The sequence below is a fragment of the Brevundimonas sp. genome (assembly GCF_036963785.1).
GTDB lineage: Bacteria > Pseudomonadota > Alphaproteobacteria > Caulobacterales > Caulobacteraceae > Brevundimonas.
In genome coordinates this window covers 293,261-319,785 of record NZ_JBALUS010000001.1, presented here as the reverse complement: position 1 = coordinate 319,785, position 26,525 = coordinate 293,261, and the positions used below count along the sequence as shown (strand labels likewise).

The window sequence follows — 26,525 nt, the reverse complement described above, 5'->3', positions numbered from 1 at the left end:
CCCTCCCAGGAGACGACAATGAACAAGGATCAAGTAGAAGGCCGCGCCAAGGAAGCCATGGGCAACGTCAAGGACGCTGCGGGCGATGCGACCGACAACCGCAAACTCCAGGCCGAAGGCAAGGCCGATCAGGTCGAGGGCAAGGTCCAGAAGACCGTCGGCGACGTCAAGGAAGACGTGAAAAACTAATCCGGACCATTCCCCCGGATCGAAAGGGCCACCGTCGCAGGACGGTGGCCTTTTTCAGTTCTGGCCGGACAGGTTGATCCGCAAGCCGTTGTCCTCATCGCGGGTGCTGGACGGGTCGCAGACTTCTTCCCAGATGACACCACCGTCGGGGCGCGCGCGGGGACGGGTGCTGCACCGGGCCTGCTCCCGCAGCTGCGGCGTGGACGGACCGCGAACCTCGCGCGGCTGGTCGCACTGGACGGCGAAGCCGGCCTCGGCCTGGGCATAGGCACACGCCTGAAGTTCCGAGGTGGGGCGAAGGGCTTCCGGCAGTTGGTCACCCAGTTCGAGCGCCAGCCGCTGCCGGACGCGGAACTGGCAGGATTCCAGCGGGGTGTCGCCGCGGATCTGGGGGTGGCAGCGGGCGCGCTCCCAGGCAAAGGGATCGTCGCGGGCCCATTGGGGCAGGGCCGGGTCCTGCATCAGCAGGCCAAGGATGATTGCACCGAGCATGGACGCCTCCTGTGGGTGGTCGCCGGCCTATCGGGCCAAGGATCGCATGGCGCGCTCCAGCCCGTCGAGAGTCAAGGGGAACATCTGGTCCTCCATCACCTCGCGGATCAGGCCGACCGATGGCGTATAGGACCAGTAGCGCTCCGGCACCGGGTTCAGCCACGCCGATTTTGACCACTGCTGACGCAGTCGTTTCAGCCAGACGGCGCCGGCCTCCTCATTCCAGTGTTCGACCGAACCGCCGGGCATGGTCACCTCATAGGGGCTCATCGTGGCGTCGCCGACGACCACCGCACGCCAGTCCCCCGGATAGCGGTTCAGCACCTCCCACGTCGGGGTGCGGGCCTCGTGTCGGCGGCGATTGTCCTTCCAGACCCCTTCGTACAGGCAGTTGTGGAAGTAGAAGAACTCGAGGTGGCGGAACTCGGACTTCGCGGCCGAGAACAGCTCTTCACACAGCTTGACGTGGCCATCCATGGAGCCGCCGATGTCGAGGAACAGCAGCACCTTGATCGTGTTCCGCCGCTCGGGCCGCATCTGGATGTCCAGCCAGCCCTGACGCGCGGTGCCGTCGATGGTGGCGTCCATGTCCAGCTCGTCCGGCGTGCCCTGGCGGGCGAACCTGCGCAGGCGGCGCAGGGCCACCTTGATGTTGCGGGTGCCCAGTTCGACGGAGTCGTCCAGATTCCGGTATTCGCGCTTCTCCCAGACCTTGACCGCCCGGCCGTGCTGCGACTTCCCGCCGATGCGGACGCCCTCGGGGTTATAGCCGCCGTTGCCGAACGGGCTGGTGCCGCCGGTGCCGATCCACTTGTTGCCGCCCTGATGCCGGTCGTGCTGTTCCTCGAGCCGCTGCTTCAGCGTCTCCATCAGCTTGTCGAAGCCGCCGAGCGCCTCGATCTCGGCCTTCTGCTCGTCGGTCAGGTATTTTTCGTTCAGCAGCTTCAGCCAGTCCTCGGGCACGCCGCCGACATCCGGTTCCTCGCCCGCGCCGACGGTTTCCAGCCCCTTGAACACCTTGCCGAACACCTGATCGAACCGGTCGTAGTGCTTCTCGTCCTTGATCAGGATGGCGCGCGACAGGTGGTAGAAGTCCTCGACCCGTGTACCGGCGTCCAGCACACGCTTGTCCATGGCCTCCATCAGGAACAGCCATTCCTTGAGCGAAACCGGGACGCGGGCATCCCGCAGGGCGGTGAAGAAGGGGAGGAGCATCAGTCCGCTGCACCAAGGCCGTCTGCCCGCTGCAGGGCGATGGAGAAGGCCATGCTGGCCACCTCGACCACTGAATCATCTCCAGCAGGCCCCGTGCCGCGAGCCTTGAAGCTCCAGTCGTCGATGTGTCGAACCAGGATCAAGCTGCGCACTTGTCGGCGGTCCAGTTCAAGATCGAATACCGTCAACAAGGGCGTTTCCTGGCCCGGTAGAGTCCGGATGTCGAAGGCCCCATCGACCGACCGAGCCCCGGGCGTATTGCGTTGTATGGCGCGGACCGCGGCTCCCATCACCTCTTCTTCTGAATAGATTTCATCGTATCGCGTGGCGAAGATGGTCACAAACGTCCGACCAATCCAGGTGCTGCAGCCGACGTCCATTCCGGAGGACTGGAACAGTCGGATGTTGTCGCGCTCATCAGCTCCGGGGAATTCGCACACCATGCCACTGGGGCGATGCAGCACGGTGGGCATGTCGCTATCGGTGATGTTCGTGAAAAAAGCGGCGCCTCCAGAATCGGCGATGATCTGGTCGGCGTGAGCGCGAGCCTCGGCCTCGCTGGCCGCCTGGGCCTGCGCATGGACGGGCAAGGCCAGCAGGCAAAGGCCGATCGCAGCCGCGGACAGATGACGGAACATGGCGGAACCCTCGGTGGGACAGGCGGCTAACAGACCACGCCCCCGCTGCGGCGTCCATGCCGGGATCAGGCGGGTTTTCTCAGGATGAACTCGTCGTCCATCCAGCGGCCGACGGGGAATTGGTACTCGCCGGCCTTCTCGAAGCCGTAGGCGGCGTAGAGCTTCTGGGCTTTCAGATTGCCGCTCCAGACGCCGATCCACTGGGCGCCGGTGCCGTGCTGGGTCATCCAGTCCATGGCCACCTTGAGCAGACGGGTGCCAAGGCCGAGGCCCTGGGCCTCCTTGAGGATGTAGAGCCGCTTCAACTCGGTCTCGCCCGGGCGCGCGTCGGGATGGGGCAGGGCGTTCGGCCCCGTGTTGGCAAAGCCCAGCAGCCGGCCGTCGCGCTCGGCCACCCACCAGCCCATGGTCGGATCGGCCAGTCGAACCTGCGTGGCCTCGACGCTGAAGACCGCCTCCATGAACTCCGCCAGGTCGTCTTTCGGATAAGGGATACCGAAGCCGTCCATAAAGGTTTCGACGAAGGTTCGGCTGCCGGCGTCGGACAGGGCAGGGGCATCGGCCAGACGCGCCGGGCGGATCAGGATGTCGCTCATGCGGCGCGCTTATCACGCTCTGGCGAGGCAGGCGACAAGCGCAGATTCGGGGCCTAGTCTGGGGCCAATGACCTTGCCGATCTTTTCCCACCCCGACATGACCGGACACCAGCCCGGCGTCGGCCATCCCGAGCGGCCCGAGCGGCTGGCGGCGGTGCTGGCTGCGCTGGAGGATGCCGGGCTGGACGGCAACCGTCGTGCGGCGACCGAGGCTTCGGTTGACGACCTGCAGCGGCTGCATCCCACGGCCTATGTGGCCAACATCCTGAACGCCTCACCGACGGTAGGGCGCGTGTCGCTGGACGCCGATACCCATCTGTCGCCGGGCAGTGTGCGGGGCGCGCGTCTGGCCGCCGGAGCCGTCGTCGATGCCGTGCGGGCCGTGATGGCCGGGGACATGGACCGGGCCTTCTGTGCCATCCGGCCGCCGGGCCATCATGCCGAGCCCAATCAGTCGATGGGGTTCTGCCTGTTCTCCAACGTCGCCGTGGCCGCACGGGTGGCGCAGGCCGAGGGGGCGAAACGCGTCGCGGTGGTGGACTTTGATGTCCATCATGGCAACGGCACCCAGGCCGCGTTCGAAGCCGATCCCGGCCTGTTCCTGGCCTCGATTCATCAGATGCCCCTGTATCCCGGGACCGGCGCGCCATCCGAAACGGGGGTGGGCAACATCGTCAATGCGGCGGTCGAACCCCATGCAGCGCGGGAAGCCTGGCGCCGGACCTTCGCCGACAGGCTGATGCCGGCCCTTGAGAGCTTTTCGCCGGACCTGATCCTGATCTCGGCCGGGTTCGACGCGCATCGCCGTGATCCGCTGGCCCACCAGAGCCTGGAGGCCGAGGAATTTGCCTGGGCGACGCGGGCCGTGGTCGAGGTGGCGAGGCGGGTCTGTGCCGGCAAGGTTGTCAGTTCGCTGGAGGGGGGCTACGACCTCGAAGGTCTGGGGCGATCTGCTGTGGCCCATGTTCAGGCACTGGGGGAGGAATGAGGGACACGTCGACCGACAGTCTTGCTGTCGCCAGCCGCCCCGGCGCCATGCTTGACCCCGACCGCCTCAATGATCTGGCCGCGGACCACACGCGCAGGGATGCCGAATCGGCCGCGCCCCTGCCCGGGACCAGCGGTGATATCGTGCTGGCCCGCCACGGCGAGCCGGCCCTGTCGCGCAAATGCCTGATCACCGCACGCCAGTATCGCGACTGGTGGGGCAAGTATGAGCTGGGCGGCCTGCTGGAAGGCCAGACGCCGCCCGCCGAACTGCTGCTGACGGCGGAGGGCGCCGCCCTGATCCTGTCGTCGACCCGCCAGCGCGCCATCGAGACGGCCGCCGCCATTTCCGGGGATCGCGAAGTGATCAGCGACGCCCTGTTCATCGAGGCCCCCCTGCCGCCGCCGCCCTTTCCGGACTGGTTCAAGCTGTCGCCGCGTTGGTGGGGCGTGGTGTCGCGCTTCTGGTGGCACGCCTTTGATCACCATCAGGGGCAGGAGACCCGTCGCGAGGCCGAGGCCCGGGCCGATCGTGCCGCCCGCCTGCTGATCGAAAAGGCGGCCATGGGGGGCGATGTGCTGGTCCTGGCCCACGGCTATTTCAACCACATGGTCGGTCGGCGTCTGAAGGTGCATGGCTGGCGACTCGCGCACAATCAAGGCTTCAAATACTGGTCGCAGCGGCGCTTTGTGAAACGCTGAGTCGCCCCCTGTCTTGCCTGTCCTGACCGGGCCTGTCAGAACCGCAGCCATGACCGCCGACGTTCCCAAAACCGATCCGGACCTGTCCTTCGAAGAGGCGCTCTCGCGACTGGAGAGCATCGTCTCGCGGCTGGAGTCGGGCCAGGCTCCGCTGGAGGAGTCGATCACCCTGTACGAGGAAGGGGCGCGGCTGAAGGCCCTGTGCGAGGAGCGGCTCAAGGCCGCCCAGCTGCGCGTCGAGCAGATCGTCGTCGGCCCTGACGGCAAGGCGGCGCGGGCCGAGCCGGCCGGTTTCGAGTGATGGCCGGGCCCGTCGCCGAGCAGATCACCTTTGCCGACTTCCTGAAGGTGGACGTTCGCGTGGGCCAGATCGTCACCGCCGAGCCCTTTCCCGAAGCGCGCAAGCCCGCCTTCAAACTGACGATCGATTTCGGCCTCGACATCGGGATCAAGAAGTCCTCGGCCCAGATCACCCGCCATTACACCCTCGACCAGCTGGTGGGACGCAAGGTGGCGGCCGTGGTCAATTTTCCGCCGCGCCAGATCGGGCCGGTGATGTCCGAAGTCCTGACCCTGGGCTTTCCCGATGCGGACGGCGAGGTCGTGCTGGTCGGGGTGGACCGCGAGGTCCCCGTCGGCGGGCGGCTGTTTTGATCCCGCTGGCCGCCAACTCTCCGGAACAGGCGGTGATCGACCGGATCGCCGAGGTCGCCGACCTGATCACGGTGGCGCTGGACGAGCTGCTGCCCCGCGCCGACGGCCCCGAGGCCCGCCTGACAGAGGCCATGCGCTATGCGGCGCTGGGCCCGGGCAAGCGCCTGCGTCCCTTCTTTGCGCTTGAGGCGTCCCGGCTGTTCGATCTGGACGAGGGGCCGGTGCTGCGCGCGGCCTGTGCGCTGGAGTGTGTGCACGCCTATTCGCTGATCCACGACGACCTGCCCTGCATGGATGACGACGACATGCGCCGGGGCCGTCCGACCCTGCATCGGGCCTATGACGAGGCGACGGCGGTGCTGGCGGGCGATGCGCTGCAGACGGCGGCGTTCGACATCCTGCTGGACCCGGACACCCACGACGATCCGGCCATCCGCTGCGAGCTGGCGCGACGGCTGTCCTATGCCTCGGGGGCGCGGGGCATGGCGGGCGGGCAGATGATCGACCTGATGGGGGTGCGCGACGATCTGGGCGGGGTGGCGCGGATGCAGCGGCTGAAGACCGGAGCCCTGATCAGCCACGCCTTCGAGATCCCGCTGATTATCGGCGACATCCGCGACGAGCGGCGCGCGGCGCTGATCACCTTCGCCCACGATCTGGGCCTGGCCTACCAGATCGTCGACGATGTGCTGGACGCCGAGGGCGACGAGGCCCTGCTGGGCAAGGCGGCCGGCGGCAAGGACGCCCGGCTGGGCAAGACGAACTTCGTCACGCTGCTGGGGCTGGAGGCCGCCCGCGAGCGGGTCAGCCACCTGCGCGATCAGGCCCGCGGGCATCTGGATGTGTTCGGCGAGGATGCCGAGATGCTGAAGGCCTGCGTCGATGTGGTGCTGAAGCGGCGGTCCTGAGCGCCGTTTCCTGCGGCAATCAGCCATTGCTCATGAATCCCTCACTGGTGTTCCGCGCCCCCCTCAATCATGTAGAGAAGATCGAGGGCGATCTTCGCGCCCGACACTGAGCCCGTTCCATGCCTGATACCCCCCTGCTCGACACTGTTAAGGTTCCCGCCGACTCGCGGGGCCTGACGACGCCCCAGCTGAAGCAGCTGGCCGATGAGCTGCGGGCCGAGGTGATCGATGCCGTGTCGGTGACCGGTGGGCATCTGGGCTCGGCGCTGGGCGTGGTCGAGCTGACGGTGGCGCTGCACCATGTGTTCGAAACGCCGAAGGACATTTTGATCTGGGACGTCGGGCACCAGTGCTATCCGCACAAAATCCTGACCGGACGGCGCGACCGCATCCGCACCCTGCGTCAGGGCGGCGGCCTGTCGGGCTTCACCAAGCGGGCGGAGAGCGACTACGACCCGTTCGGCGCCGCCCACGCCTCGACCTCGATCTCGGCCGGGCTGGGCTTCGCGGCGGCCCGCGACCAGAAGGGCGACACCAACAAGGTCGTGGCCGTGATCGGCGACGGATCGATGTCGGCGGGCATGGCCTATGAGGCCATGAACAACGCCGCCGAGACCACCAAGCAGCTGGTCGTGGTGCTGAACGACAACGACATGTCGATCGCCCCGCCGGTGGGCGGCATGAGCGCCTATCTGGCCAAGCAGGTGTCGGGCGGCACCTACCGCAATCTGCGCCGCTTCGGAAAGTCGGTCGCCCAGCACTTCCCCCGGCCGTTCCGCGATGCGGCGCGCAAGGCCGAGGAATATGCCCGGGGCATGGTGGTCGGCGGGACCTTCTTCGAGGAGCTGGGCTTCTATTACGTCGGGCCGATCGACGGCCATGACATGGATGCCCTGATCCCGGTGCTGAAGAACGCCGCGGCGGTCGACGACCGGCCGGTGCTGGTCCATGTCGTGACGCAAAAGGGCAAGGGCTATGCCCCGGCCGAGAGCAGCGCCGACAAATACCACGGCGTGGCCAAGTTCGACGTCATCTCGGGCAAGCAGTCCAAGCCGGTCTCGAACGCGCCCAGCTATACCAAGGTGTTCGGCACCGAGCTGATCAAGCGGGCCGAGCGCGACCCGTCGATCGTGGCGGTGACGGCGGCCATGCCGTCGGGCACGGGGCTGGATCTGTTCGGACAGGCCTTCCCCGAGCGGACCTTCGACGTGGGCATTGCCGAACAGCACGCGGTGACCTTCTGCGCCGGGCTGGCGGCCGACGGGATGAAGCCGGTCTGCGCCATCTATTCGACCTTCCTGCAGCGCGGCTATGACCAGGTCGTCCACGATGTGGCGATCCAGTCGCTGCCCGTGCGCTTTGCCATGGACCGGGCGGGGCTGGTCGGGGCCGACGGCTCGACCCACGCCGGCAGCTTCGACATCGGCTATATGGGCGCCCTGCCGGGCATGGTGCTGATGGCCGCAGCCGACGAGGCGGAGCTTGCCGCCATGATCGCCACCAGCCTCGAGATCGACGACCGGCCCAGCGCCTTCCGCTATCCGCGTGGGGACGGGGTAGGGGTCGAGATCCCCGAACTGGCCGCGCCGCTCGAGATCGGCAAGGGCCGGATCGTGCGCGAGGGCACGACGGTGGCCATCCTGAGCCTCGGCACACGCCTGCAGGAATCGCTGAAGGCCGCCGAGACCCTGGCCGCCCGGGGCGTGTCGACCACGGTCGCCGATGCCCGGTTCGCCAAGCCGCTGGACGAGGCGCTGATCCTGCGTCTGGCCCGCGAGCACGAGGTGCTGATCACGGTCGAGGAGGGCGCGATCGGCGGCTTCGGCGGCTTTGTGCTGCAGATGCTGGCCGAGAAGGGCGCGCTGGATGCCGGGTTGAAGATCCGCACCCTGCACCTGCCCGACGTCTTCCAGGACCACGACAAGCCCGAGGTGCAATATGCCGCCGCCGGCCTGAACGCCGACCAGATCGCCGCGACGGCCCTGGTCGCGCTGGGGGTCGAGGGCCGGACCGGGGCCGTGCGGGCGTAGGGCGGTACCCCCTCAGATTTTCAAAGACCGGATGCGCGGAAGCGCCTCTTGCCCATGGGGCAGAGGTTGTGGAGAGGTGGGCGGCGCATGGGCCGGGGGCCCGGAACCGTGTGCTCCCGTGCTTTCGCCGTCAGGGAGCGTGTGTGATTTTCGGCCCCATAGCCTGGCGCCGCCCCGGTCGGTTCACGCGAGCGCCTGGGGGGACTGTCTCTTCAGCCGGGGGTCGGGCACCCGGATGCTTGTGCGCCCGACTTCGCCTGTCCCGGTTCGACAGCAGGTCCCAGTCTCTCGGCCCGCGACGGGCGAGGCGTCCAGAAACGCCCCGGACCCCGGGGTTTCGCCCCGGGCAGTCCCGCTCGACCGGCCTCTGTCGCTGCTTCGGTGCCTGGATCCTCAGCCCCTCTCCTGCGACGGAGACAGACGGAGGGTTGCACACGCCCGGACCCGGTCGGGCAGAACGGTGCGGGAAACCGTGGGGGTGTTGAAAGGGCGGGGGAATTCGGGGGCGGCTATCCAATCTGCGGTGGTCGACCCATCAACATTGCCCCTTCTCCCGATGGGAGAAGGTGGCGCGTGAGCGCCGGATGAGGGTCGGCGGTGTCGGTCGGCGAACGCCGTGGCATGACCGGTACGACGGCTCACGCCGACGGAAGCGGAGAGCCCCTCACCCCCAACCCCCTCTCCCGCCGGGAGAGGGGAGGGCTATTACCCCTTCCGCGCGTCCAGCCAGCGGACGGCGTCGGCGTCGCGGGCGCTGAGGTCGGGGTAGTCGGGGTCGGAGCCGACGTCCGGAACCCGGCGCCAGGAGCGGGCGCATTTGGGGTGATCGGCGGTGTCGATGCGGGCAGTGACCGTATCGCCGCCGGCCGACAGTTCGGCGCCCGAGGTGCGGAACACCTCGGCGGCATCCAGACCGTCGAAGGCGGCCATCAGGTCGGCGGGGAGGGTGACCGAGGGCCAGGCATCGAGGGCGCCGCCGATGATCTTGTCGCGGCGGGCGGCTTCGAGGGCCTCATTGACGGTTTCCAGCACGGTCCAGACCTTGTCCCAGCGCGCGGCCTCGGCGTCGTTCTGCCATTCGGCGGGGGTGTCGGGGATGATGCGGGCGCAGTTGGTGCCGGCGTCCGGATAGCGGGTGGTCCAGGCCTCTTCCATGGTGAAGGGGGTGAGGGGCGCCAGCCAGGCGGTGAGGCGCAGGAAGACCTCGTGCATGACTGTGCGGGCCGCGCGCCTGCGGATCGCGTCGGGGCGGTCGCAGTAGAGGCTGTCCTTGCGGACGTCGAAATAGAGGGCCGACAGGTCGCCCGAGCAGAATTCGATCACCGGACGGACGACGTCCTGGAAGTCATAGGTCTCATAGGCCTGACGGACCTGGCCATCCAGCTGCCACAGGCGGTGCAGGATGAAGCGCTCGAGCGGCGGCATCTGGTCCAGCGGCAGGCGCTCGGCCTCGTCGAAGCCGGCCAGTGCGCCCAGCAGATAGCGCACGGTGTTGCGCAGCTTGCGATAGGCCTCGACCGTGGTCTGGAGGATCTGTTTGCCGATCCGCTGGTCCTCGGCATAGTCGACCAGGGCCACCCAGAGGCGCAGGATGTCGGCGCCCGACTCCTTGATGACGGTCGCGGGGTCGGTGGTGTTGCCCAGCGACTTGGACATCTTCTTGCCCTGCTCGTCCTGGGTGAAGCCGTGGGTCAGGACAGCCTTGTAGGGCGCGCGACCACGGGTGCCGCAGCCTTCCAGCAGGTTGGACTGGAACCAGCCGCGGTGCTGGTCGGAGCCTTCCAGATAGAGGTCTGCCGGCCAGTGCGAGGGGCGGTCGCCCTGATAGCCGTGCTCCGGCGTGCGGGGCTCGAGCGTGAAGGCGTGGGTGCAGCCCGAGTCGAACCAGACATCGAGGATGTCGGTGACCTTTTCATACTGGTCGGGGTCGTGGACGCCGAGGAAGTCGGCATCCGGGGTTTCGAACCAGGCATCGGCGCCGCCGGCCTGGATGGCGGCGAGGATACGCGCATCGACGGCGTCGTCGTGCAGGGGCTGGCCGGTGTGCTTGTCGACGAACATGGCCAGAGGCGTGCCCCAGGCGCGCTGGCGGCTGATCAGCCAGTCGGGGCGATCCTCGACCATGGAGCGGATGCGATTCTTGCCCGCCGCCGGGTGGAAGGTGGTGGCGTCGATGGCCTTGAGCGCGGTCTCGCGCAGGGTCTCGCCCGCCTTCAGCGGCTGGTCCATGCGGATGAACCACTGGGGCGTGTTGCGGAAGATGATGGGCGCCTTCGAGCGCCAGCTGTGCGGATAGGAGTGCTCCATCCGGCCGCGCCCCAGCAGGTTGCCGGCCTCGATCAGCTTTTCGGTGACGACCTTGTTGGCGGCGCCGAACTTGCCGATCTTGTCCTTCTTGCCCTCGGTCTCCAGCACCTTGAGCCCGGCGAACAGGGGCACGTGCGGATAGTAGGCGCCGTCGGCGTCGACCGTCTCGGGCACTTCCTTGTGGCCGTGGGCCTTCCACACCTCATAGTCGTCGGCACCGTGGCCGGGGGCGGTGTGGACGAAGCCGGTGCCGGCGTCGTCGGTGACGTGGTCGCCGGCCAGCAGGGGCACGGCAAAGCCATAGCCGGGATCGAGTGCGGCCAGCGGATGGGCGCACTCCAGACCCGACGGATTGATGTCGCCGAGGCGGGTAAAGGTGGCGATCTTCGCCGCCTTGAAGACTTCGCCTGCAAGCTTGTCGGCCAGGATCAGCCGGTCGCCCGCCTTGGCCCAGGGCTCGAACTCCAGCCCCTCTTCCATGGCGGTGACCTCATAGATGCCATAGGCGATCTCGGGGCCGTAGCTGATGGCGCGGTTGGCCGGGATGGTCCAGGGCGTGGTCGTCCAGATGACGATGGCGGGCGTGGCGTGGCGGAAGGCCAGCAGGTCGTCGTCGTGATCGTCGGTCGCGCCGGTGACCGGGAACTTCACCCAGATCGTGGGCGAGACATGGTCGTGGTATTCGATCTCGGCCTCGGCCAGGGCGGTGCGCTCGACCGGCGACCACATGACGGGCTTGGAGCCGCGATACAGCTGGCCCGAATTCTTGAACTTGTGGAACTCGGCGACGATGGCGGCCTCGGTGCCATAGTCCATGGTCGCATAGCGGTTGGCCCAGTCGGCGGTGACGCCGAGGCGCTTGAACTGCTCGCGCTGGACGTCGATCCAGCCCTCGGCATAGGTGCGGCAGGCGGCGCGGAACTCGGCCTTGGAGACCTCGTCCTTGCGGCGGCCCTTGGCGCGGAACTGTTCCTCGATCTTCCACTCGATCGGCAGGCCGTGGCAGTCCCAGCCGGGGACGTAGTCAACGTCATAGCCCAGCAGGAAGCGCGACCGGACCACGAAGTCCTTGAGCGTCTTGTTCAGCGCATGGCCGATGTGGATGTCGCCGTTGGCGTAGGGCGGGCCGTCGTGAAGGACGTAGAGGGGGGCATTCTGCGACTGGCGCTCGGCACGCAGGCGGGCATAGAGGTCGCCCCAGGCCTCGAGGATCTCGGGCTCCTTCTTCGGCAGGCCGCCGCGCATGGGAAAGGGCGTCTCGGGCAGGAAGACGGTGTCGCGATAGTCGCGGGTGGTCGTAGCAGTGTCGCCGGTGTCGGCCATGAGGTCAGGTCTCGTGTCGTTGATCGTTCGCGTGAAGTTTGATTCCGCTGTCAGAGCGGTGTCCCGGCGAGCGCGGGGGTCACCCCTGCGGCGCTACGCCGGGCGGCTAATCGAAATCACACGGATCACGCGGACGGTCATGGTCAGGCGGGTCTAGCAGAGGCGGCGGGCTATGCGCCAGCCGAAAGCGCCAGCGCCGCACGGGCGGCGGCGGCATCGGCCTCGATCTGGACCTTGAGGGCGTCGAGGCTGTCGAAGGTCGCCTCGGGCCGGAGGAAGGCGACCAGATCGGTCTCGACCGTCTGGCCGTAGAGGTCGCCGTCGAAGTCGAACAGCCAGACCTCGAGCAGGGGTTGCTCCAGCAGATACATGGGGCGAACGCCGAGGCTGGCGACGCCGTCGACCGTGCGTCCGTCGGCCAGGCGGGTACGGGTGGCGTATACGCCGTAGGCCGGGCGCATATAGTCGCCGAGCGCGATGTTGAGGGTGGGCACGCCGATGGTGCGGCCGCGCTTGTCGCCGTGGATGACCTCGCCCTCGATGGCGAAGGGGCGGCCGAGGATGGCGGTGGCGCGGGCCATGTCGCCGGCCTGAAGGGCCTCGCGCACGGCGCTGGAGGACAATTTCAGGCCATGGGCATCGTCGACGCGGGCGACGGGGCTGACCGTGAAGCCGGCGGCTTCGCCGTAGCGGGCGAGGGCCTCAGGCGAGCCGGAGCGGCCCTTGCCGAAGGTGAAGTCAAAGCCGACGGCGGCGTGTTTGATCGCCAAGCCACCGCCCAGAATCTCAAGCGCGAAGGCCTGATCGCTCATGGCGGCCATGTCGGCGTCGAAGGGCAGGCGGTAGAGGCGGTCGACGCCAAGACCGTCCAGGGCGCGCTCCATCTGGCCGGGAGACATCAGCCGGAAGGGGGCGGCCTCGGGCTGGAACCAGCGGCGCGGGTGGGGCTCGAAGCTGACCACGCCGAGGGGCAGGTCGCGCTGCCGGGCGATCTGGCGCGCGGCGTCGATGACGGCCCGATGGCCCCGGTGGACGCCGTCGAAGGCGCCGATGGCGACGGCGGCCCCCGTCTCGGATGGGGCAAGGTCTCGCCAGTCCCGGATGACCGTCAGGGACACGTCAGCTTTTGGCCGGGCGGCGGCGACGGGGGACGCGGACGGTGGCCTCGCCGTCCATGACCAGATCCTCTCCTACCAGACCCTCGCAGCGCAGGACGACGCGGGCGGTCTCGGCATCCATGGAGGCCACGCTTATGCGGGCGACCACGACGTCACCGATCTTGACCGGCTTGTGGAAGCTGGTGCGCTGGCTGAGGAAGATGGCGCCGGCCCCGGGCAGTATCATGCCGACCACGGCCGAGCCGAAGGAGGCGCTGAGCAGGCCGTGCGCGATGCGGCCGCGATAGGCGGTCCTTGACGCAAAGGCCTCGTCCATATGGACGGGGTTGAAGTCGTCGGACGCCTCGGCGAACTGCTGGATGCGGGCTTCGGTGACCTCGACGGCCTTTTCGGCGGTCATGCCGACGTAAAGCTCTTCGAAGATATAGCCCCCGGAGGGGTGCTGCTGGACCGTCTGTGTCATGGGCCGGTGTTAACGCCGGAATCAGGGAATGGCGAGCCTTACCAGGCGAGGTCGAGCGCGGCGTAGCGGGCAGAGGTGCCTTCGGCGACCAGCAGATCGCCCGCGCGGGCAGGGTCGAGCGTGCCATCGGTGCCGCGCGCGGCGTCGCCGTGAATGCCCTGGGCGATGAACAGACAGTCCAGCCCCTGCGCCTCCGCGCCGAGCACATCGGTGATGACGCCGTCGCCGATGCACAGCACGCGGGACCGGTCGACGGGGCCGGGGCGGTGGCGTCCGGCCTCGGTCAGGGCCAGCTCATAGATGGGGGCGAAGGGCTTGCCGGCCATGACCACAGGGCCGCCCAGCTGGTCATAGAGGTCGGCCAGCGACCCGCCGCAATAGATCAGGGTGTCGCCACGCTGGACCACGCGGTCGGGGTTGGCGCAGATCAGGTCGATACCGCGCGCGGCGGCGGTCGCCAGCTCGGCGCGGTAGTCCTCGGGCGTCTCGGTGGTGTCGTCGCGGGGCCCGGTGACCGAGACGAAGGCGGCGTCGGCCACGTCTTCGGTGACGTCGAGGCCGAGGCCGGCATAGAGGGGGGCGTCGCGCGGCGGGCCGATGATCAGGGCCGGGCCGGGCGCGCGCTTCGCCAGCTCCCTCCGCGTGGCATCGCCCGAGGTGACAAAGCCGTCCCAGGCGGCGCGCGGCACGCCGAGGCCATCCAGCTGCGCCACCACATCCGACGCCGGCCGCGGCGAATTGGAGATCAGAACCACGGTGCCGCCCTGGTCGCGGAAGGCTTTGAGCGCGGCACAGGGGCCGGGCCAGCTCTCACGCCCGTTATGGATCACCCCCCAGACGTCGCACAGCAGCAGATCATAGTCGCCCGCAACAGCGGACAGGCGGGGCAGGGGGGAGGGCAGGGTCATGCGCCGTGGTTAGCCGAGGCAGCGGGGCGGGGGAAGGGGAAGGGGCGGTAGGCAGTAGGCAGTAGGGGCGTGAGTTCCTCCCCCATGAATGGGGAGGAGATGAGGGAGCGGAACAGCCCCCTCGCCCCGGCGTTCGTGAATGGGGGTTTTGAGGGAGAGACGATATGCGGTCCATATTGGCGATGACGACGGTGGCGGCCTGCGGGCTGATGCTGACGGGGTGTGCGACGACGGGCTACGGCGACTATGCCTCGGCGTGCGAGCGCGACTATGCGAAGAACCGCGAGCGAGCCATCAGCGCCGGAGCTCTTCTGGGCGCGGCCGTCGGTGCGGCGGTGGCCGGCGAGGGCAACCGCGAGCAGGGCGCGGCGATCGGCGCCGTGGCTGGAGCCCTGCTGGGCAGCGAGCTGTCGGAAGAGGACGATCCCTGCGGCTACGGCTTTGGCGGCTACAACGACGACTATCGCTATGGCCGCGAGCGGGTCTACTGGCGGGATGATGAGCGCCGGTGGTAGGGGCTGGGACTAGAAATCTGATTTACTTGCCCGGACTAATCACGACAATCGAGCTTCGGACGGCACACGATAGACGAGACTTATGGGAGTCTTGGAATTGCCGATGGTCATGCAGATGCTGGCACTCGTTGCGTGGGCTAGTCATGGGGGAATGGGATGCCACAGCCGCTGCGCTTTACGGACGGTCTGACCTTTCGTGGGGGTGCGGACATCCTTCTCGAGAGGCCCGCTTTGGCCGCTCAGATGGGGAATATAGTGGCAAACTGGGTGCTCATAGAAGACGACTTGATGATCCTCTATGGCTTCCTGATGGGCGTCTACATAGACCTAAAGCCGGGATTCGCGCCCCCCACTCACCCTGTTGCCAGACAAATATTCAGCGTCGTCGAAAGCTTTAACGCCAGACTTGAGCTCGTTGAGGAGCTCTGCAAATGGGTTGCATCCGACGAACTTGAATCATTTTCTTGTTTTCGAAAGTCAGTTCGCCGGGTTAGTTCCGGTAGGAACCTTGTTGCTCATGGAAACTGGCGTTTGTGTGCAAAATATCCTGACGATCTTATACTAGAGCCGCCCTTTGGACATTCAATACGTTATACGCTGGGGGACTTTAGAGACATTAACGTCCGCATATTGGAAGCGCGCAAAGAGCTGAGGCAGATCATCCAAAGATTCTATCAAGGCAGGGAGGAGCACTCTCGAGGCTTGAGCGAAGCCCCGGACCTACAGTAATCCTCTGGAATGTATTGCGCTTCTGTTTGCCGACGCCAGGCCCCTACCCCACCCGGCGCCGTTGCTCCGCGCTGCGGAGGGTGGAGCGGAGGAAGTCGGCGGGGGGGTCGGTCTCGGCGAGGACCTGTTCCTTGATGGCGCGGGGTTCGCCGAACAAATGGCCCTGGCCCATGGACACGTCGAGCTCAAGGATGTCGACGATCTGGCGTTCGCTTTCGCACTTTTCGGCGATCACCTCTATGCCGTAGCGGCGGGTGAGGGCAGCGAAGTCGGCGGCCTGTATGTCGCGCAGGGACGGCAAGGGCGAGCCCCCGTCGAGGTCGAGCAGTTGCTCGATCAGCAGGTCGGCGGCGACCTTGACGAAGCGGACGTCGGAGCGCTGCAGGTCGGCGAAGTCGAGGTCGAGCGTCTGGACCTTGTCGATCGAGAAGCGGAAGCCGAGGTCGGCCAGCTTGGCCATGTTGCGGGCCTCGACCGCGCCGCGGGCGTCGAAGGTGGCCTGGCCCAGTTCGAAGATCAGCGACTGGTTGAGGTCGCGGTTCTCATTCAGGAAATGCAGGAACTGGGGGAAGAAGGTCTCATCCCCCAGCGAGGACAGGGCGACGTTGCAGAAGACGCCGACCTTGCGGTCCTGGCGCGCCAGACGGCGGACGATCTGGGCACAGCGGAACAGCAGCAGATTGTCGATGGCGGGGACCAGACCCTCGCCCTCGGCGACCGAGAGGTATTCGGCCGGCATCATGACGCGGTCGGTCGAGTCGCGCAGGCGGGTGAAGCTTTCGTAGAAGACGGTGCGGCGCTGGGGCAGGGTCACGACCGGCTGGAGGTACAGGTCGACCCGGCCCTCGGTCAGGGCGTCGTGGACGGTGCGCAGCAGGGCGTGAGACTGGGCCTGACGGCGGCCCTCGAAGGTATCGGCCGCGACAGGCGCCGGGGTGGACAGGCGCTCGTCGATGCTGGCGCTCATCTGCTGGATGAGGCCCTCGAGCATGCGGACCTCGCCCGTCAGCTCATCGGTGCGGTTGAGCGCGCCGGATTCGATGGCCTGGGCCAGTTCGGTGAGGGCGCCCTGGGTGGTTTCCAGCGCATCGGCCAGAAGGCGGTGAGCGTCGCGGACCTGGGCGATTTCGGCCTTGAGGGCCCGCTCGCGTCCGTGGCCGGTGAGGTAGAGGTGGATGACGCCCAGCACGCCCAGCGCGCCGAAGGTAGCCGCGACGCCGGCACCCGCGCCCAGACCACTACGCCAGATGAGCGCCCCGACGGTCATGGCCAGGAACAGGTAGCTGAAGATCAGGGCGGTACGAGTAAGCGTGCGCATAAAAGGCCGTCTGTCCGGTGTTCCCGAAGGAATCGATCCAGTATCGGGCTATCGGCCCGCTGCGGCTAGGGTTATTCAGAAAGAATCGGTGGACAGCGATAATCTGAGGAGTGACGCGCACATGGAACTGTTTGACCTGACCGGCAAGGTGGCGGTGATTACGGGCTCGTCGCGGGGGATCGGCAAGGCTATCGCCGAGCGGATGGCCGAGCATGGGGCCAACGTCGTCATCTCGTCGCGCAAGGCCGGGCCCTGCGATGAGGTGGCCGCCGAGATCAACCAGCGCTTCGGCGAGGGGCGGGCGATTGCCGTGCCCTGCAACATCGCCTCGAAGGAAGACCTGCAGCGGCTGGTCGACACGACGATCGGCACCTGGGGCAAGATCGACATTCTGGTGTGTAACGCCGCGTCCAACCCCTATGCCGGGCCGATGGCGGGCATTTCGGACGAGCAGTTCGACAAGATCCTGCAGAACAATGTGGTCTCGAACCACTGGCTGATCCAGATGGTCGCGCCGGGCATGCTGGAGCGCAAGGACGGCTCGGTGATCATCGTGTCGTCGATCGGCGGACTGCGCGGCAATGCCCTGATCGGGGCGTACAATGTGTCCAAGGCCGCCGACATGCAGCTGGCGCGCAATCTGGCGGTCGAATGGGGGCCGTCGAACGTGCGGGTCAACTGTATCGCGCCGGGCCTGATCAAGACCGATTTCGCGCGCTACCTGTGGGAGAACCCCGAGATCCTGAAGGTGGCGACCGACCCGGCCCCGCTGCGCCGCATCGGCCAGCCCGACGAGATCGCCGGAGCCGCCGTCTATCTGGCCGCGCCCGCCTCGACCTATATGACCGGCCAGACCCTGGTGGTGGATGGTGGCATCACCATTGCGTGGTGACGGGACCAGTATTCGTCAGGATTTGATCTGGCGCCTGGAGGCGGCGGGATTTGCCGCCTTTATCGGCCTGATGCGGATGCTGGGGGTTGAGCGGGCATCGGCCCTGGGGGGCTGGCTGTTGCGTACCTTGGGGCCGAAGACGGGCACACAGAAGACGGTGATGCGTAATCTGCGGATCGCCTTCCCCGACATGCCGGAGGCCGAGCGCTCGGCGCTGGCGCTGGCGCAGTGGGAGCAGACCGGCCGCGCGTTTGCCGAGACGGCCGTCATGGACCTTCTGGTCAAGCAGGACCGGATCGAGGTGGTCGGTCTGGAGCGGCTGCACGCCATCCGGGACAGCGGCAAGCCCGTGGTGTTCGTGGGCGGCCACTTCGCCAATATCGAGACGCTGGCGGCGACCATCACCGGCTCGGGCGTGCCGTGCCAGATCACCTATCGCGCGGCCAACAACCCCTATGTCGACGCCCAGATCATCGCGGCGCGGGCGCGATACGGGGTCAAGCTGTTCGCGCCCAAGGGCGGGGACGGGGCGCGCGAACTGCTGGCCGGACTGGCGCGCGGCGAGTCGGTCGCCCTGATGAATGACCAGAAGTTTTCGGAGGGGCCGGAGGTGACCTTCTTTGGTCAGCCGGTGAATGCTGCGCCGGGGCCGAGTCGGCTGGCGCTGCGGTTCGGGACGGTGCTGCAGCCCATGTCGGTGGTGCGGCTGCCGGGGGTGCGGTTCCGGGTGACGCTGTATGAGCCGATCGAACTGGAGCGGACCGGGGACCGGCAGGTCGATATCGCGCGCGGGGTACAGGCGATCACGCGCTTTATCGAGGAACGGGTGCGAGAGAGCCCGGTCGACTGGTTCTGGGTGCACAAACGCTGGCCCGACCGGGTCTATGCGTCGCTGGAGTCGCGGCCCGCATCGGTCGAGCGGCGGTAGGGACCCTTGAAGGTCTTGAGCGCGTTCCGGCGCCGGTCAGGGCCGAAATAGCCGTCGGTCTTCACGAACGGGCGCGGCTTGTAGATCACGGCGTTCATGCGCTCGAGGATGGCCTTGGCCGTGATCGGCTTGACCACGAATTCGGTGACCCCGGCGTCGCGCGCCTCGACCACACGGCTCTTCTCGGAGTGACCGGTCATCATGATGATCGGCAGATAGGGGTTGGTGCTGTCGGGGCTGTTGCGGACCAGGCGGGTAAACTCGACGCCGTCCAGCGGGAACATGTTGAAATCGACGATCGCCAGGTCGAAGACGTCGCTGCGCAGGGCGTCGAGCGCGGCCGAGCCGTCGGCCACCTCGCGAATCTTGCGGATGCCGGCGGACTGAAGAATGGCCGAGGTGATCGCACGCATGTGCTGGTTGTCGTCCACGAGCAGGATGTGAATCGACTGGAGGGACGACATGAAGACACAGGAAGGCTGGGCCCGGGAACGGGCGTTGATTTGTTACATCCTAGTCATGAAAGCGACCGGGTCCAAGGGGAGAAACCCGGCGTTCCGACTTAACCCCGAAGCAGCAGGGACGGATCGAGATTGCGGTCGCGCCATTTCATCCGCCAGCACAGATGCGGCCCCGTGGCCCGGCCGCGCGCGCCGACCCGGCCGATCAACTGGCCGCGATACACGGTCTGGCCGGCAGAGACCTCGACGCGGGACTGGTGCAGATAGGCGGTGATCAGCCCCTGGCCGTGGTCGATGAAGATCAGCCCGCCTTCGTAGTGAAAATCGCTTTCGGCCAGGGTGACGAGGCCCGCAGCCGGGGCGGTGATCGGGGCCCCGGTGGGGGCGCCGAGATCGACGCCATAGTGGGGTTGGGCAGGCGTGCCGTTGAGGATGCGCTGGCTGCCCCAGGCGCTGGTCACCCGCATGGTCTCGAGCGGCGGGGAAAAGCCGTCATGGAAATAGTCGGCGTCCAGGCGACTGGCATAGGCCTCGGCCTTGATGGCGGCCTGCTCGCGGATGCGGGCCAGCAGGGCCGGATCCTGCGGGGCGACGGTCGAGGGCGGCAGGCCGCTGATGCTGTGGCTGGGGAACTGGCCCTGCGCGAGGGTGACGTCGGTGCTGTGCTCGCGGCTGCCCGAGCGGGCGGTGATGCGGTGGGTCAGGGGAGCGTCGCGGTCAAAGCCGACGATGAACCAGCCGTCGGCCGAGGCGGTGGTCAGGGCCTCTCCGTCCAGAAAGATCAGGGCACGGGGCCAGCTGCGCCCGATCAGATGCCCGCCCTGGACGGCCCGGCCCTGAAGGTTGAGCGGGTCGCTTTGGGCCCGGGCGCTTGAGGCCATCACGCCAGAGACCGCCAGGCCGGACAGAAGGGCGCGGCGGTCGAGCGTCATTTCGGCGGAGCCAGGTTCTGGACGGCTTCTTCGGGGCCGAAATAGGCTTCCTGCCGGGCGACGCTCCAGTAGCGCAGGGCCGGAAGCGGGATGGGGCGGCCGCTGACGGCGCAGCGCACGAAGGCACCGCTGGTCATGATGACGAAATCGCCGTCGGCATAGCGCAGCCGCGCTTCCTGCCCGTCCACCCGGCTCTGGCCGGACCTGTCGCCCCTCACGTCCATGACGCCAGTCTAGCGTGTGCGGGAAATTACGGAAGCGGTCAGAACAGGTCGCCCTGATCGGGTGGCGGCGGTGCAACACGGCGGAGCCTGGGCGTCGGCGCGGGCGTCGGAGCCGGGGCCGGGGCCGTGCCGTCCCCGGCGCGGACGTCGACCCGACCGTCGGCGAAGACCAGGCCGAGCGCCTGTCCCGGCGCGATCTGGCCGGCGGCCGTCAGCCACTGGCCGTCTTCGGCCTCGACGCGGGCAAAGCCGGGCTTGGGCGTGCGCGGGTTGAGGCTGTTCAGGGCCCGCGAAAGGGTGATCAGCGACTGGGTGCCACGGTCGAGGGCGCGCGGCGGCACGGACAGCTTCTCGGACAGCGTGGCCAGCCGGGTGGCGCGCCGTTCCAGCCCCCGGTCCAGCAGGCCCCGGCCCAGACGGCCCTGCAGTACGGCCAGGCGGTGCTGGTGGACGGCGACGTTGCGGCCCAGCGCCGAGCCGAGGCGGCTGGAGGCATGGTCCAGACGCTGGCGGGCCAGACCCAGCAGGTCCTCGGGCCGCTTCGGCAGGCCGCGGGCGGTGGCGCGCAGGCGGGTGCGGCGATCCTCGATCAGGCGGGCGGCGCCCTGCAGGCGGCGGCGCTCCAGATCGGCGAGGGTGGCCACCAGTTCGGCCCGGACGGGGGTCAGGATTTCGGCAGCCCCGGTCGGGGTGGGGGCACGCCGGTCGGAGACGAAGTCGATCAGGGTGGTGTCGGTCTCGTGCCCCACGGCCGAGACCAGCGGAATGGAACAGGCGGCCACCGCGCGGGCCAGCTCTTCGTCGTTGAAGGGCCAGAGATCCTCGACCGAGCCGCCGCCGCGCGCCACGACCAGCACATCGGGACGGGGAATGGGACCGCCGGGCGTCAGGGCCTCGAACCCGCGGATGGCGGCGGCCACCTGACGGGCCGCGACCTCACCCTGGACGACCACGGGCCAGACCAGCACATGGCAGGGCCAGCGCTCGCGGATGCGGTGCAGTATGTCGCGGATCACCGCCCCGGTCGGGCTGGTGATGACGCCGATGACGCGCGGATAGCCGGGCAGGGCGACCTTGCGCGCCGGATCGAACAAGCCCTCGTCGCGCAGTTTCGCCTTCAGCCGTTCCAGCTGGGCCAGCAGGGCGCCAGCGCCCGCCGCCTCCATGCTGTCGATGACGATCTGGTAGCTGGAGCGGGCCGGATAGCTGGTGATCTTGCCGATGACGATGACCTCAAGCCCGGTCTCGGGCTGGATCGACAGGCCGCGCACCTGCCCCTTCCAGACCACCCCGTCCAGCGAGGCCTTGTCGTCCTTGAGCGTCAGATAGACATGGCCCGAGGCGTGGCGGTTGACCTTGGAAATCTCGCCGCGCAGCCGGACATGGCCGAACCGGTCCTCCAGCGTGCGCTTGAGGGCGAATGCCAGCTCGGAGATCGAGACGGGCGGATTGTTGTCGCCGGTTGCGGGCGCAGCCGCCGCGGGTCCTTCGAAGGCGTAGGAGTCGTCGGTCATCGGCGGAGACTAGCGGGGCGAGAGGGTGGGGGGAACCGGGGCGCGGCGGCGAAGCAGCAGCCTTGACGGTGTGGTGGATATATGCCAAGTGAACTTTGCAATATGACAAGTGTGCTGTTCGTTCAACGGGCACGCGCTGCCGTCGATCAAGGAGAAACCCCTATGGCTTCGCCCGCCCGAAACCGAGCCCGCGTCCAGGCACTCGCCGTCGTCATGGTCGTCCCGCCCATCGCGATCATCGCCGCCATTCCGTGGCTGAGGCAGCAACCCGACGGGCTGATCTTTCTCGTGACCGGGATCGCCGCCGCGCTGACCGTGCTGGCGAGTCTCGCGCTCACCATTCTGAATGATCGCCAGATCGATGAATGGCAGCGAAGCAATGCCCGGTTCTCGAGCCAGTGGGGCTGGACGATCGGCGCCGGGATAGTCGCCCTGCTGCTCGCCGTGCCTCCGGTCCGTGACATGATCGTGGCCGGCGCCGAAATCTGGGGCGGGATGGCGAGCCCGGATGCGCGCCTCGTGATCATGACGTTCACCGTCGGCTTCATGGCGGTGGTTGTCTCGCAGGCCATCTGCACAATGCTGTTGAGTCTGGGCTGGCACGTCTGGATGTCGCGGGATGCGCGCGACCCGTCGTGAAAAACAGGATCAGAGTTCTTCGTGCTGACCGCCGCTGGAGCCAGGCGGAACTGGCGACGCGGGTCGGGGTGTCGCGCAATTCGATCAACTCGATCGAGAACGGCCATTTCGATCCTTCGCTGCCGTTGGCGTTTGCTATCGCGGAGGCGTTCGAGTGCACGATCGAGGAGGTGTTCGAGCGAGACCGGCCGCCTTCCTGATCGGACGACCCACGCGCTTGATGCGATCCGTGACTTGACCGTCTGTGCAGTCGCGGTCATGTCGCGGGCATGAATATCCTCCTCGTCGGATCGGGCGGGCGCGAGCATGCGCTGGCCTGGAAAATCGCCAGATCACCCCTGTGCCGACGGCTGGTCGTGGCGCCGGGCAATCCCGGCATGGCGAAGCTGGGCGAGATGCGCGCGGACGTGAAGGCCGACGATGCCGAGGCGCTGGCGGCCCTGGCGCGCGAGATCAAGGCCGATCTGGTCGTCGTGGGGCCTGAGATGGCGCTGGAGGCGGGGCTGGCCGACCGGCTGGATGCCGTGGGTATTCCCTGTTTCGGGCCGACGGCGCGGGCCGCGCGACTGGAGACGTCCAAGGCCTTTGCCAAGGAATTCCTGGAGCGCCACGACATTCCGACGGCGGGTTACGGCGTCTATGAAACCCTGAAGGACGCGCGCGAGGCGCTGGCGGTCTTCAAGCCCCCCTATGTGATCAAGGCCGATGGTCTGGCGGCGGGCAAGGGGGTGGCGATCAGCCCCGACCGCAAGGACGCCGAGGCCGAGATCGAGCGGATGCTGGGTGGCCGGTTCGGCAGCGCCGGCGCCCGGGTGGTGATCGAGGAGTTCATGGAGGGCGAGGAAGGATCGCTGTTCGCCCTGTGCGACGGCAAGACCGCGCGCCTGTTCGGCGGGGCCCAGGATCACAAGCGCGCCTTTGACGGGGATATGGGGCCCAACACGGGCGGGATGGGGGCCTATTCGCCGGCGCCGGTGTTCACCCCCGATCTGGTCGAGGCGGCGGAAGGCCGGATCGTCAAACCGACCATGGCGGGCATGGCGGCCGAGGGAAATCCCTATCGCGGCGTGCTGTATGTCGGGCTGATGGCCACCGCCGAGGGGCCGCGGGTCGTCGAGTTCAACGCCCGCTTCGGCGACCCCGAGTGCCAGGTGCTGATGATGCGGCTGAAGGGCGATGTGGTGCCGCTGCTGCTGGCCTGCGCGCGGGGCGATGTGAGCCGGGTGCCCGAGCCCGAATTCCACGACGGGGTCGTGATCAGTGTGGTGATGGCGGCCAAGGGCTATCCCGACAGTCCTCTGACCGGGTCGGTGATCCGCGGTGCCGATCAGGATTTCGGTCCGCATGTGCAGGTTTTTCACGCCGGAACGACGCGGCGGGAAGACGGCAGCCTGGTGGCCTCGGGCGGGCGGGTGCTGAACGTCTGTGGGCGCGGGGCGGATATCGCCGAGGCGCGCGAGCGGGCCTATGCCGCCGTGCGCAAGATCGACTGGCCGGGCGGGTTCTACCGGTCCGATATCGGCTGGCGGGCCCTGGAGCCGCGTGACGACGGTTAGGCCGCCTGGCGGGCCTGGTCGGGCAGGTGCAGCACGGTCTCGATCAGTTCGGCGGCGTCGAAGGGCTTGGCCAGATGGCGGTCGGCGCCGGCGGCATTTGCAGCCGCGACATGTTCGGCCAGGGCGTTGGCGGTCAGCATCACCACCGGCGTACGCGGGCGGCCCTCGCGGGCTTCGAGCGCGCGGATCTCGCGGGTAGCGGTCAGGCCGTCCATGACCGGCATCTGCATGTCCATCAGCACAATGTCGAAGTGGTCGTCGCGACAGGCGTCGAGCGCCTGCTGGCCGTTCTCGACCAGCACCATGCGGGCGTCGATCTGGGACAGGATCAGTTCGACCACCTTGCGGTTGGTCGGATGATCGTCGGCGACCAGAACGCTGAGTCCCGCGCGGGCCTCGGCCTCGGGGCTCTCGGTTACCAGTGCGGTTGGCGGCGACGCCCGCTTTAGCGGCACCGTCAGCATGAAGCAGGATCCGCCGCCGTATTCGCTTTCGCAGTCCAGGGTGCCGTCCATCATTTCCGCCAGCTGGCGACAGATGGCGAGCCCGAGGCCGGATCCGCCGAACTGACGGGTGATGCCGCCGTCGGCCTGTTCGAAGCGGCTGAACAGGCGGTCGCGCGTGGCGGAGTCAAAGCCGATGCCCGTGTCCGCAACGGCCAGGCGAAGCGTTTCGTGACCGGTGGCGTCACGGTCCACGCCGACCGTCAACTGGACCATGCCCTCGGTGGTGAATTTGACGGCGTTGGAGACAAGATTGGTCAGCACCTGCTTCAGACGGACGACATCACCCTCGATCCAGCGGGGGCAGTCGTCGGCGACCTCGACCATATATTGCAGGCCTTTTTCGCGAGCGGTCTCGGCATAGAGCTGGGCCGCTTCCTGGACCGCCTGATGCAGATCCATCGCCTCGTTGTTCAACTGCAGGCGGCCCGACTCGACCCTTGCAAGGTCAAGGATGTCGCTGAGCAGGATCTGGAGCGTGCGGCCGGAGGCGTCGATCAGCTTGAGCATGTCGCGCTGGTCCTGGCTGAGGTCGGTGTGCGACAGGGCCTGGGCGACGCCGATGACGCCGTTGAGCGGCGTGCGGATTTCGTGGCTCATATTGGCCAGGAACTGACTCTTGGCGGCGTTTGCGGCCTCGGCCGCATCGCGGGCCTCCGCCAAAGCCTGGGCGTCGCGCTTGAGGTCAGTGATGTCGTTGACCACCGTGACGATGCCGCCGGCGGCCGTCATCCGGTCCTGGACGCGCAGCCAGCGTCCGCCGGCGATCCGCTGTTCCAGGGTCACGGACAGGGCACGGCGGGCTTCCTGACGTTCGGCGATCCACTCATCTTCCCGACCGACGGCTTCCCTGTAGAGGCCCTCGGAGATGCCGATCTCGAGGATCTGGCGGAAGGTCATGCCGCGTTCCAGACGGGTCGCCAGCTCTGGATTGACCTCGGCGTAGCGGGCGTTCCACAGCACCAGACGGTCATCGGCATCGAAAAAGCCCAGGCCGTCGGGCATGGCATCGATGGCCTCGCGCAGCTGGCGAAGAGAACTGGTGCGCGACCAGTAGGTCAGGGCCGTGGACAGAGCACCGGCGAGCACCAGAACACCCATGGCCACACTGATCACAGTCAGGACGGCGGTCCCGGAATAGGCCCGATGGTCGACGACGAGGGTCGGGTCGATGTTGAGGACGAGCGCGCCCATGCTGATGAAGTGCAGGGAAGCCACGGCCAGCGTGGCCAGTATGGTGGCGCCCAGCGTGCCCTTCCATCCGCCCCGGGCGTGTACCCAGCCGCCGGCCACAGCGAAGGCCGTGCCGATCAGGACGGCGGCCGCGACAAGGGGCAGATTCCACGACAGGGTTCCCTGAAAGTGGAGGGCCGACATGCCCATGAAATGCATGGCGGTGACGCCGGTCGCGCCGAAGACACCCGCCAGCATGCGTGCCGGGACCGTCCGGCCGACGAGGCCGATCAGGGCCGTGCCCAGGCTGGCGACGACGATGACGGCGAAGGAAGCGATCGTCAGGCCGAGGTCATAGCGGAGAGGGACGCCGGGCTCGTAGCCGAGCATGCCGGTGAAGTGGGTTGTCCAGACGGCCAGTGCGCCGGTCAGGGCCGCGCCGCCCCCGATGATGAAACGCAGTCGACCTTCGGCCGTACGGGCCCGATCATACAGGGATAGAGCGGCCGCCAGCCCGCCAAAGCACACGATGGCGGCCAAAACCACCATCGGCCAGTTGTGCTCGGTCGTGAGGCAAAGCAGGACGGTATTCACGAAGCCGGTATCCCCCT

Annotated in this window: 27 protein-coding genes and 1 pseudogene; 14 read left to right on the top strand and 14 right to left on the bottom strand. The window is 67.7% G+C overall.

What is annotated here, in order from left to right; genetic code table 11:
* Nucleotides 1-18 precede the first annotated feature (18 nt).
* On the top strand, nucleotides 19-189 hold the full coding sequence (locus tag V7672_RS01650) for a CsbD family protein (RefSeq protein ID WP_335622933.1): 171 nt from the start codon (nucleotides 19-21) through the stop codon (nucleotides 187-189).
* Between the two features lie 54 nt (nucleotides 190-243).
* Here the strand turns inward: V7672_RS01650 and V7672_RS01645 are convergent, their stop codons facing one another.
* From V7672_RS01645 to V7672_RS01630, 4 genes are all read right to left on the bottom strand, one after another.
* Nucleotides 244-681: a hypothetical protein gene (locus tag V7672_RS01645; RefSeq protein ID WP_335622932.1), complete on the bottom strand. Its 438-nt coding sequence runs from the start codon at nucleotides 679-681 to the stop codon at nucleotides 244-246.
* A gap of 27 nt (nucleotides 682-708) precedes the next feature.
* Complete coding sequence (locus V7672_RS01640; RefSeq protein ID WP_335622931.1) at nucleotides 709-1,896, bottom strand: vWA domain-containing protein; 1,188 nt, start codon at nucleotides 1,894-1,896, stop codon at nucleotides 709-711.
* A complete protein-coding gene (locus V7672_RS01635; RefSeq protein WP_335622930.1) occupies nucleotides 1,896-2,534 on the bottom strand; it encodes a hypothetical protein in 639 nt (212 codons plus the stop codon). Before V7672_RS01635 ends, V7672_RS01640 begins: the two co-directional genes overlap by 1 nt.
* 65 nt (nucleotides 2,535-2,599) lie before the next feature.
* Entirely contained in the window at nucleotides 2,600-3,130 is a 531-nt protein-coding gene (locus V7672_RS01630; protein WP_335622929.1) for a GNAT family N-acetyltransferase, read from the bottom strand.
* Nucleotides 3,131-3,197: 67 nt separating this feature from the next.
* Between V7672_RS01630 and V7672_RS01625 the strand changes: the two genes are divergently transcribed.
* The 6 genes and pseudogenes from V7672_RS01625 to dxs all read left to right on the top strand — a co-directional run.
* Nucleotides 3,198-4,118, top strand: a complete 921-nt coding sequence (locus V7672_RS01625) for a histone deacetylase family protein (RefSeq protein ID WP_335622928.1) — start codon at nucleotides 3,198-3,200, stop codon at nucleotides 4,116-4,118.
* Complete coding sequence (locus V7672_RS01620; protein ID WP_335622927.1) at nucleotides 4,115-4,819, top strand: histidine phosphatase family protein; 705 nt, start codon at nucleotides 4,115-4,117, stop codon at nucleotides 4,817-4,819. Before V7672_RS01625 ends, V7672_RS01620 begins: the two co-directional genes overlap by 4 nt.
* 49 nt (nucleotides 4,820-4,868) lie before the next feature.
* On the top strand, nucleotides 4,869-5,120 hold the full coding sequence (locus tag V7672_RS01615; protein ID WP_123287568.1) for an exodeoxyribonuclease VII small subunit: 252 nt from the start codon (nucleotides 4,869-4,871) through the stop codon (nucleotides 5,118-5,120).
* On the top strand, nucleotides 5,120-5,473 hold the full coding sequence (locus tag V7672_RS01610) for a tRNA-binding protein (RefSeq protein ID WP_335622926.1): 354 nt from the start codon (nucleotides 5,120-5,122) through the stop codon (nucleotides 5,471-5,473). Before V7672_RS01615 ends, V7672_RS01610 begins: the two co-directional genes overlap by 1 nt.
* A gap of 32 nt (nucleotides 5,474-5,505) precedes the next feature.
* On the top strand, nucleotides 5,506-6,381 hold the full coding sequence (locus V7672_RS01605) for a polyprenyl synthetase family protein (RefSeq protein WP_335623267.1): 876 nt from the start codon (nucleotides 5,506-5,508) through the stop codon (nucleotides 6,379-6,381).
* Between the two features lie 119 nt (nucleotides 6,382-6,500).
* Nucleotides 6,501-8,415 (top strand): annotated as a pseudogene (dxs, locus tag V7672_RS01600) (1-deoxy-D-xylulose-5-phosphate synthase); the annotation flags it as partial.
* Between the two features lie 701 nt (nucleotides 8,416-9,116).
* On the opposite strand, the gene ileS reads toward dxs, so the two are convergent.
* The 4 genes from ileS to V7672_RS01580 all read right to left on the bottom strand — a co-directional run bounded on the left by ileS (nucleotide 9,117) and on the right by V7672_RS01580 (nucleotide 14,530).
* Complete coding sequence (ileS, locus tag V7672_RS01595) at nucleotides 9,117-12,041, bottom strand: isoleucine--tRNA ligase (protein ID WP_335622924.1); 2,925 nt, start codon at nucleotides 12,039-12,041, stop codon at nucleotides 9,117-9,119.
* 170 nt (nucleotides 12,042-12,211) lie between these two features.
* A complete protein-coding gene (locus tag V7672_RS01590; RefSeq protein WP_335622923.1) occupies nucleotides 12,212-13,159 on the bottom strand; it encodes a bifunctional riboflavin kinase/FAD synthetase in 948 nt (315 codons plus the stop codon).
* A 1-nt stretch (nucleotide 13,160) separates the two neighbouring features.
* A complete protein-coding gene (locus V7672_RS01585; RefSeq protein ID WP_335622922.1) occupies nucleotides 13,161-13,622 on the bottom strand; it encodes a MaoC family dehydratase in 462 nt (153 codons plus the stop codon).
* A gap of 38 nt (nucleotides 13,623-13,660) precedes the next feature.
* On the bottom strand, nucleotides 13,661-14,530 hold the full coding sequence (locus V7672_RS01580; RefSeq protein ID WP_335622921.1) for a TIGR01459 family HAD-type hydrolase: 870 nt from the start codon (nucleotides 14,528-14,530) through the stop codon (nucleotides 13,661-13,663).
* A gap of 164 nt (nucleotides 14,531-14,694) precedes the next feature.
* Between V7672_RS01580 and V7672_RS01575 the strand changes: the two genes are divergently transcribed.
* Nucleotides 14,695-15,045 carry a YMGG-like glycine zipper-containing protein gene (locus tag V7672_RS01575; protein ID WP_335622920.1) on the top strand — a complete coding sequence of 117 codons (351 nt, stop codon included), beginning with the start codon at nucleotides 14,695-14,697 and terminating at the stop codon, nucleotides 15,043-15,045.
* A 156-nt stretch (nucleotides 15,046-15,201) separates the two neighbouring features.
* A complete protein-coding gene (locus tag V7672_RS01570) occupies nucleotides 15,202-15,774 on the top strand; it encodes a hypothetical protein (RefSeq protein WP_335622919.1) in 573 nt (190 codons plus the stop codon).
* A gap of 43 nt (nucleotides 15,775-15,817) precedes the next feature.
* On the opposite strand, the gene tipF is transcribed toward V7672_RS01570, so the two are convergent.
* Nucleotides 15,818-17,092: a flagella assembly cyclic-di-GMP phosphodiesterase TipF gene (gene tipF, locus V7672_RS01565; protein ID WP_335622918.1), complete on the bottom strand. Its 1,275-nt coding sequence runs from the start codon at nucleotides 17,090-17,092 to the stop codon at nucleotides 15,818-15,820.
* A 121-nt stretch (nucleotides 17,093-17,213) separates the two neighbouring features.
* Between tipF and V7672_RS01560 the strand changes: the two genes are divergently transcribed.
* Together V7672_RS01560 and V7672_RS01555 are read left to right on the top strand one after the other, a co-directional pair.
* A complete protein-coding gene (locus V7672_RS01560; RefSeq protein WP_335622917.1) occupies nucleotides 17,214-17,984 on the top strand; it encodes an SDR family NAD(P)-dependent oxidoreductase in 771 nt (256 codons plus the stop codon).
* A complete protein-coding gene (locus tag V7672_RS01555) occupies nucleotides 17,959-18,912 on the top strand; it encodes a lysophospholipid acyltransferase family protein (protein ID WP_335622916.1) in 954 nt (317 codons plus the stop codon). The genes V7672_RS01560 and V7672_RS01555 overlap by 26 nt, the downstream gene beginning before the upstream one ends.
* On the opposite strand, the gene V7672_RS01550 is transcribed toward V7672_RS01555, so the two are convergent.
* From V7672_RS01550 to xseA, 4 genes are all read right to left on the bottom strand, one after another.
* The gene (locus V7672_RS01550; protein WP_335622915.1) at nucleotides 18,867-19,376 is read right to left on the bottom strand and encodes a response regulator; all 510 of its coding nucleotides are present in this window, start codon (nucleotides 19,374-19,376) and stop codon (nucleotides 18,867-18,869) included. The two genes, V7672_RS01555 and V7672_RS01550, sit on opposite strands and share 46 nt — an antisense overlap.
* Before the next feature lie 98 nt (nucleotides 19,377-19,474).
* Nucleotides 19,475-20,305 carry a M23 family metallopeptidase gene (locus V7672_RS01545; RefSeq protein WP_335622914.1) on the bottom strand — a complete coding sequence of 277 codons (831 nt, stop codon included), beginning with the start codon at nucleotides 20,303-20,305 and terminating at the stop codon, nucleotides 19,475-19,477.
* On the bottom strand, nucleotides 20,302-20,529 hold the full coding sequence (locus V7672_RS01540) for a DUF2093 domain-containing protein (RefSeq protein WP_335622913.1): 228 nt from the start codon (nucleotides 20,527-20,529) through the stop codon (nucleotides 20,302-20,304). The genes V7672_RS01545 and V7672_RS01540 overlap by 4 nt, the downstream gene beginning before the upstream one ends.
* Before the next feature lie 38 nt (nucleotides 20,530-20,567).
* The gene (xseA, locus tag V7672_RS01535; RefSeq protein WP_335622912.1) at nucleotides 20,568-22,043 is read right to left on the bottom strand and encodes an exodeoxyribonuclease VII large subunit; all 1,476 of its coding nucleotides are present in this window, start codon (nucleotides 22,041-22,043) and stop codon (nucleotides 20,568-20,570) included.
* Nucleotides 22,044-22,205: 162 nt separating this feature from the next.
* Between xseA and V7672_RS01530 the strand changes: the two genes are divergently transcribed.
* From V7672_RS01530 to purD, 3 genes are all read left to right on the top strand, one after another.
* Nucleotides 22,206-22,682: a hypothetical protein gene (locus tag V7672_RS01530; protein ID WP_335622911.1), complete on the top strand. Its 477-nt coding sequence runs from the start codon at nucleotides 22,206-22,208 to the stop codon at nucleotides 22,680-22,682.
* A complete protein-coding gene (locus V7672_RS01525) occupies nucleotides 22,679-22,882 on the top strand; it encodes a helix-turn-helix transcriptional regulator (RefSeq protein ID WP_335622910.1) in 204 nt (67 codons plus the stop codon). The genes V7672_RS01530 and V7672_RS01525 overlap by 4 nt, the downstream gene beginning before the upstream one ends.
* Before the next feature lie 69 nt (nucleotides 22,883-22,951).
* Complete coding sequence (gene purD, locus V7672_RS01520) at nucleotides 22,952-24,238, top strand: phosphoribosylamine--glycine ligase (protein WP_335622909.1); 1,287 nt, start codon at nucleotides 22,952-22,954, stop codon at nucleotides 24,236-24,238.
* Here purD and V7672_RS01515 read toward each other — a convergent pair.
* Complete coding sequence (locus V7672_RS01515; protein WP_335622908.1) at nucleotides 24,235-26,508, bottom strand: ATP-binding protein; 2,274 nt, start codon at nucleotides 26,506-26,508, stop codon at nucleotides 24,235-24,237. The genes purD and V7672_RS01515 overlap by 4 nt on opposite strands.
* Nucleotides 26,509-26,525: the final 17 nt, after the last annotated feature.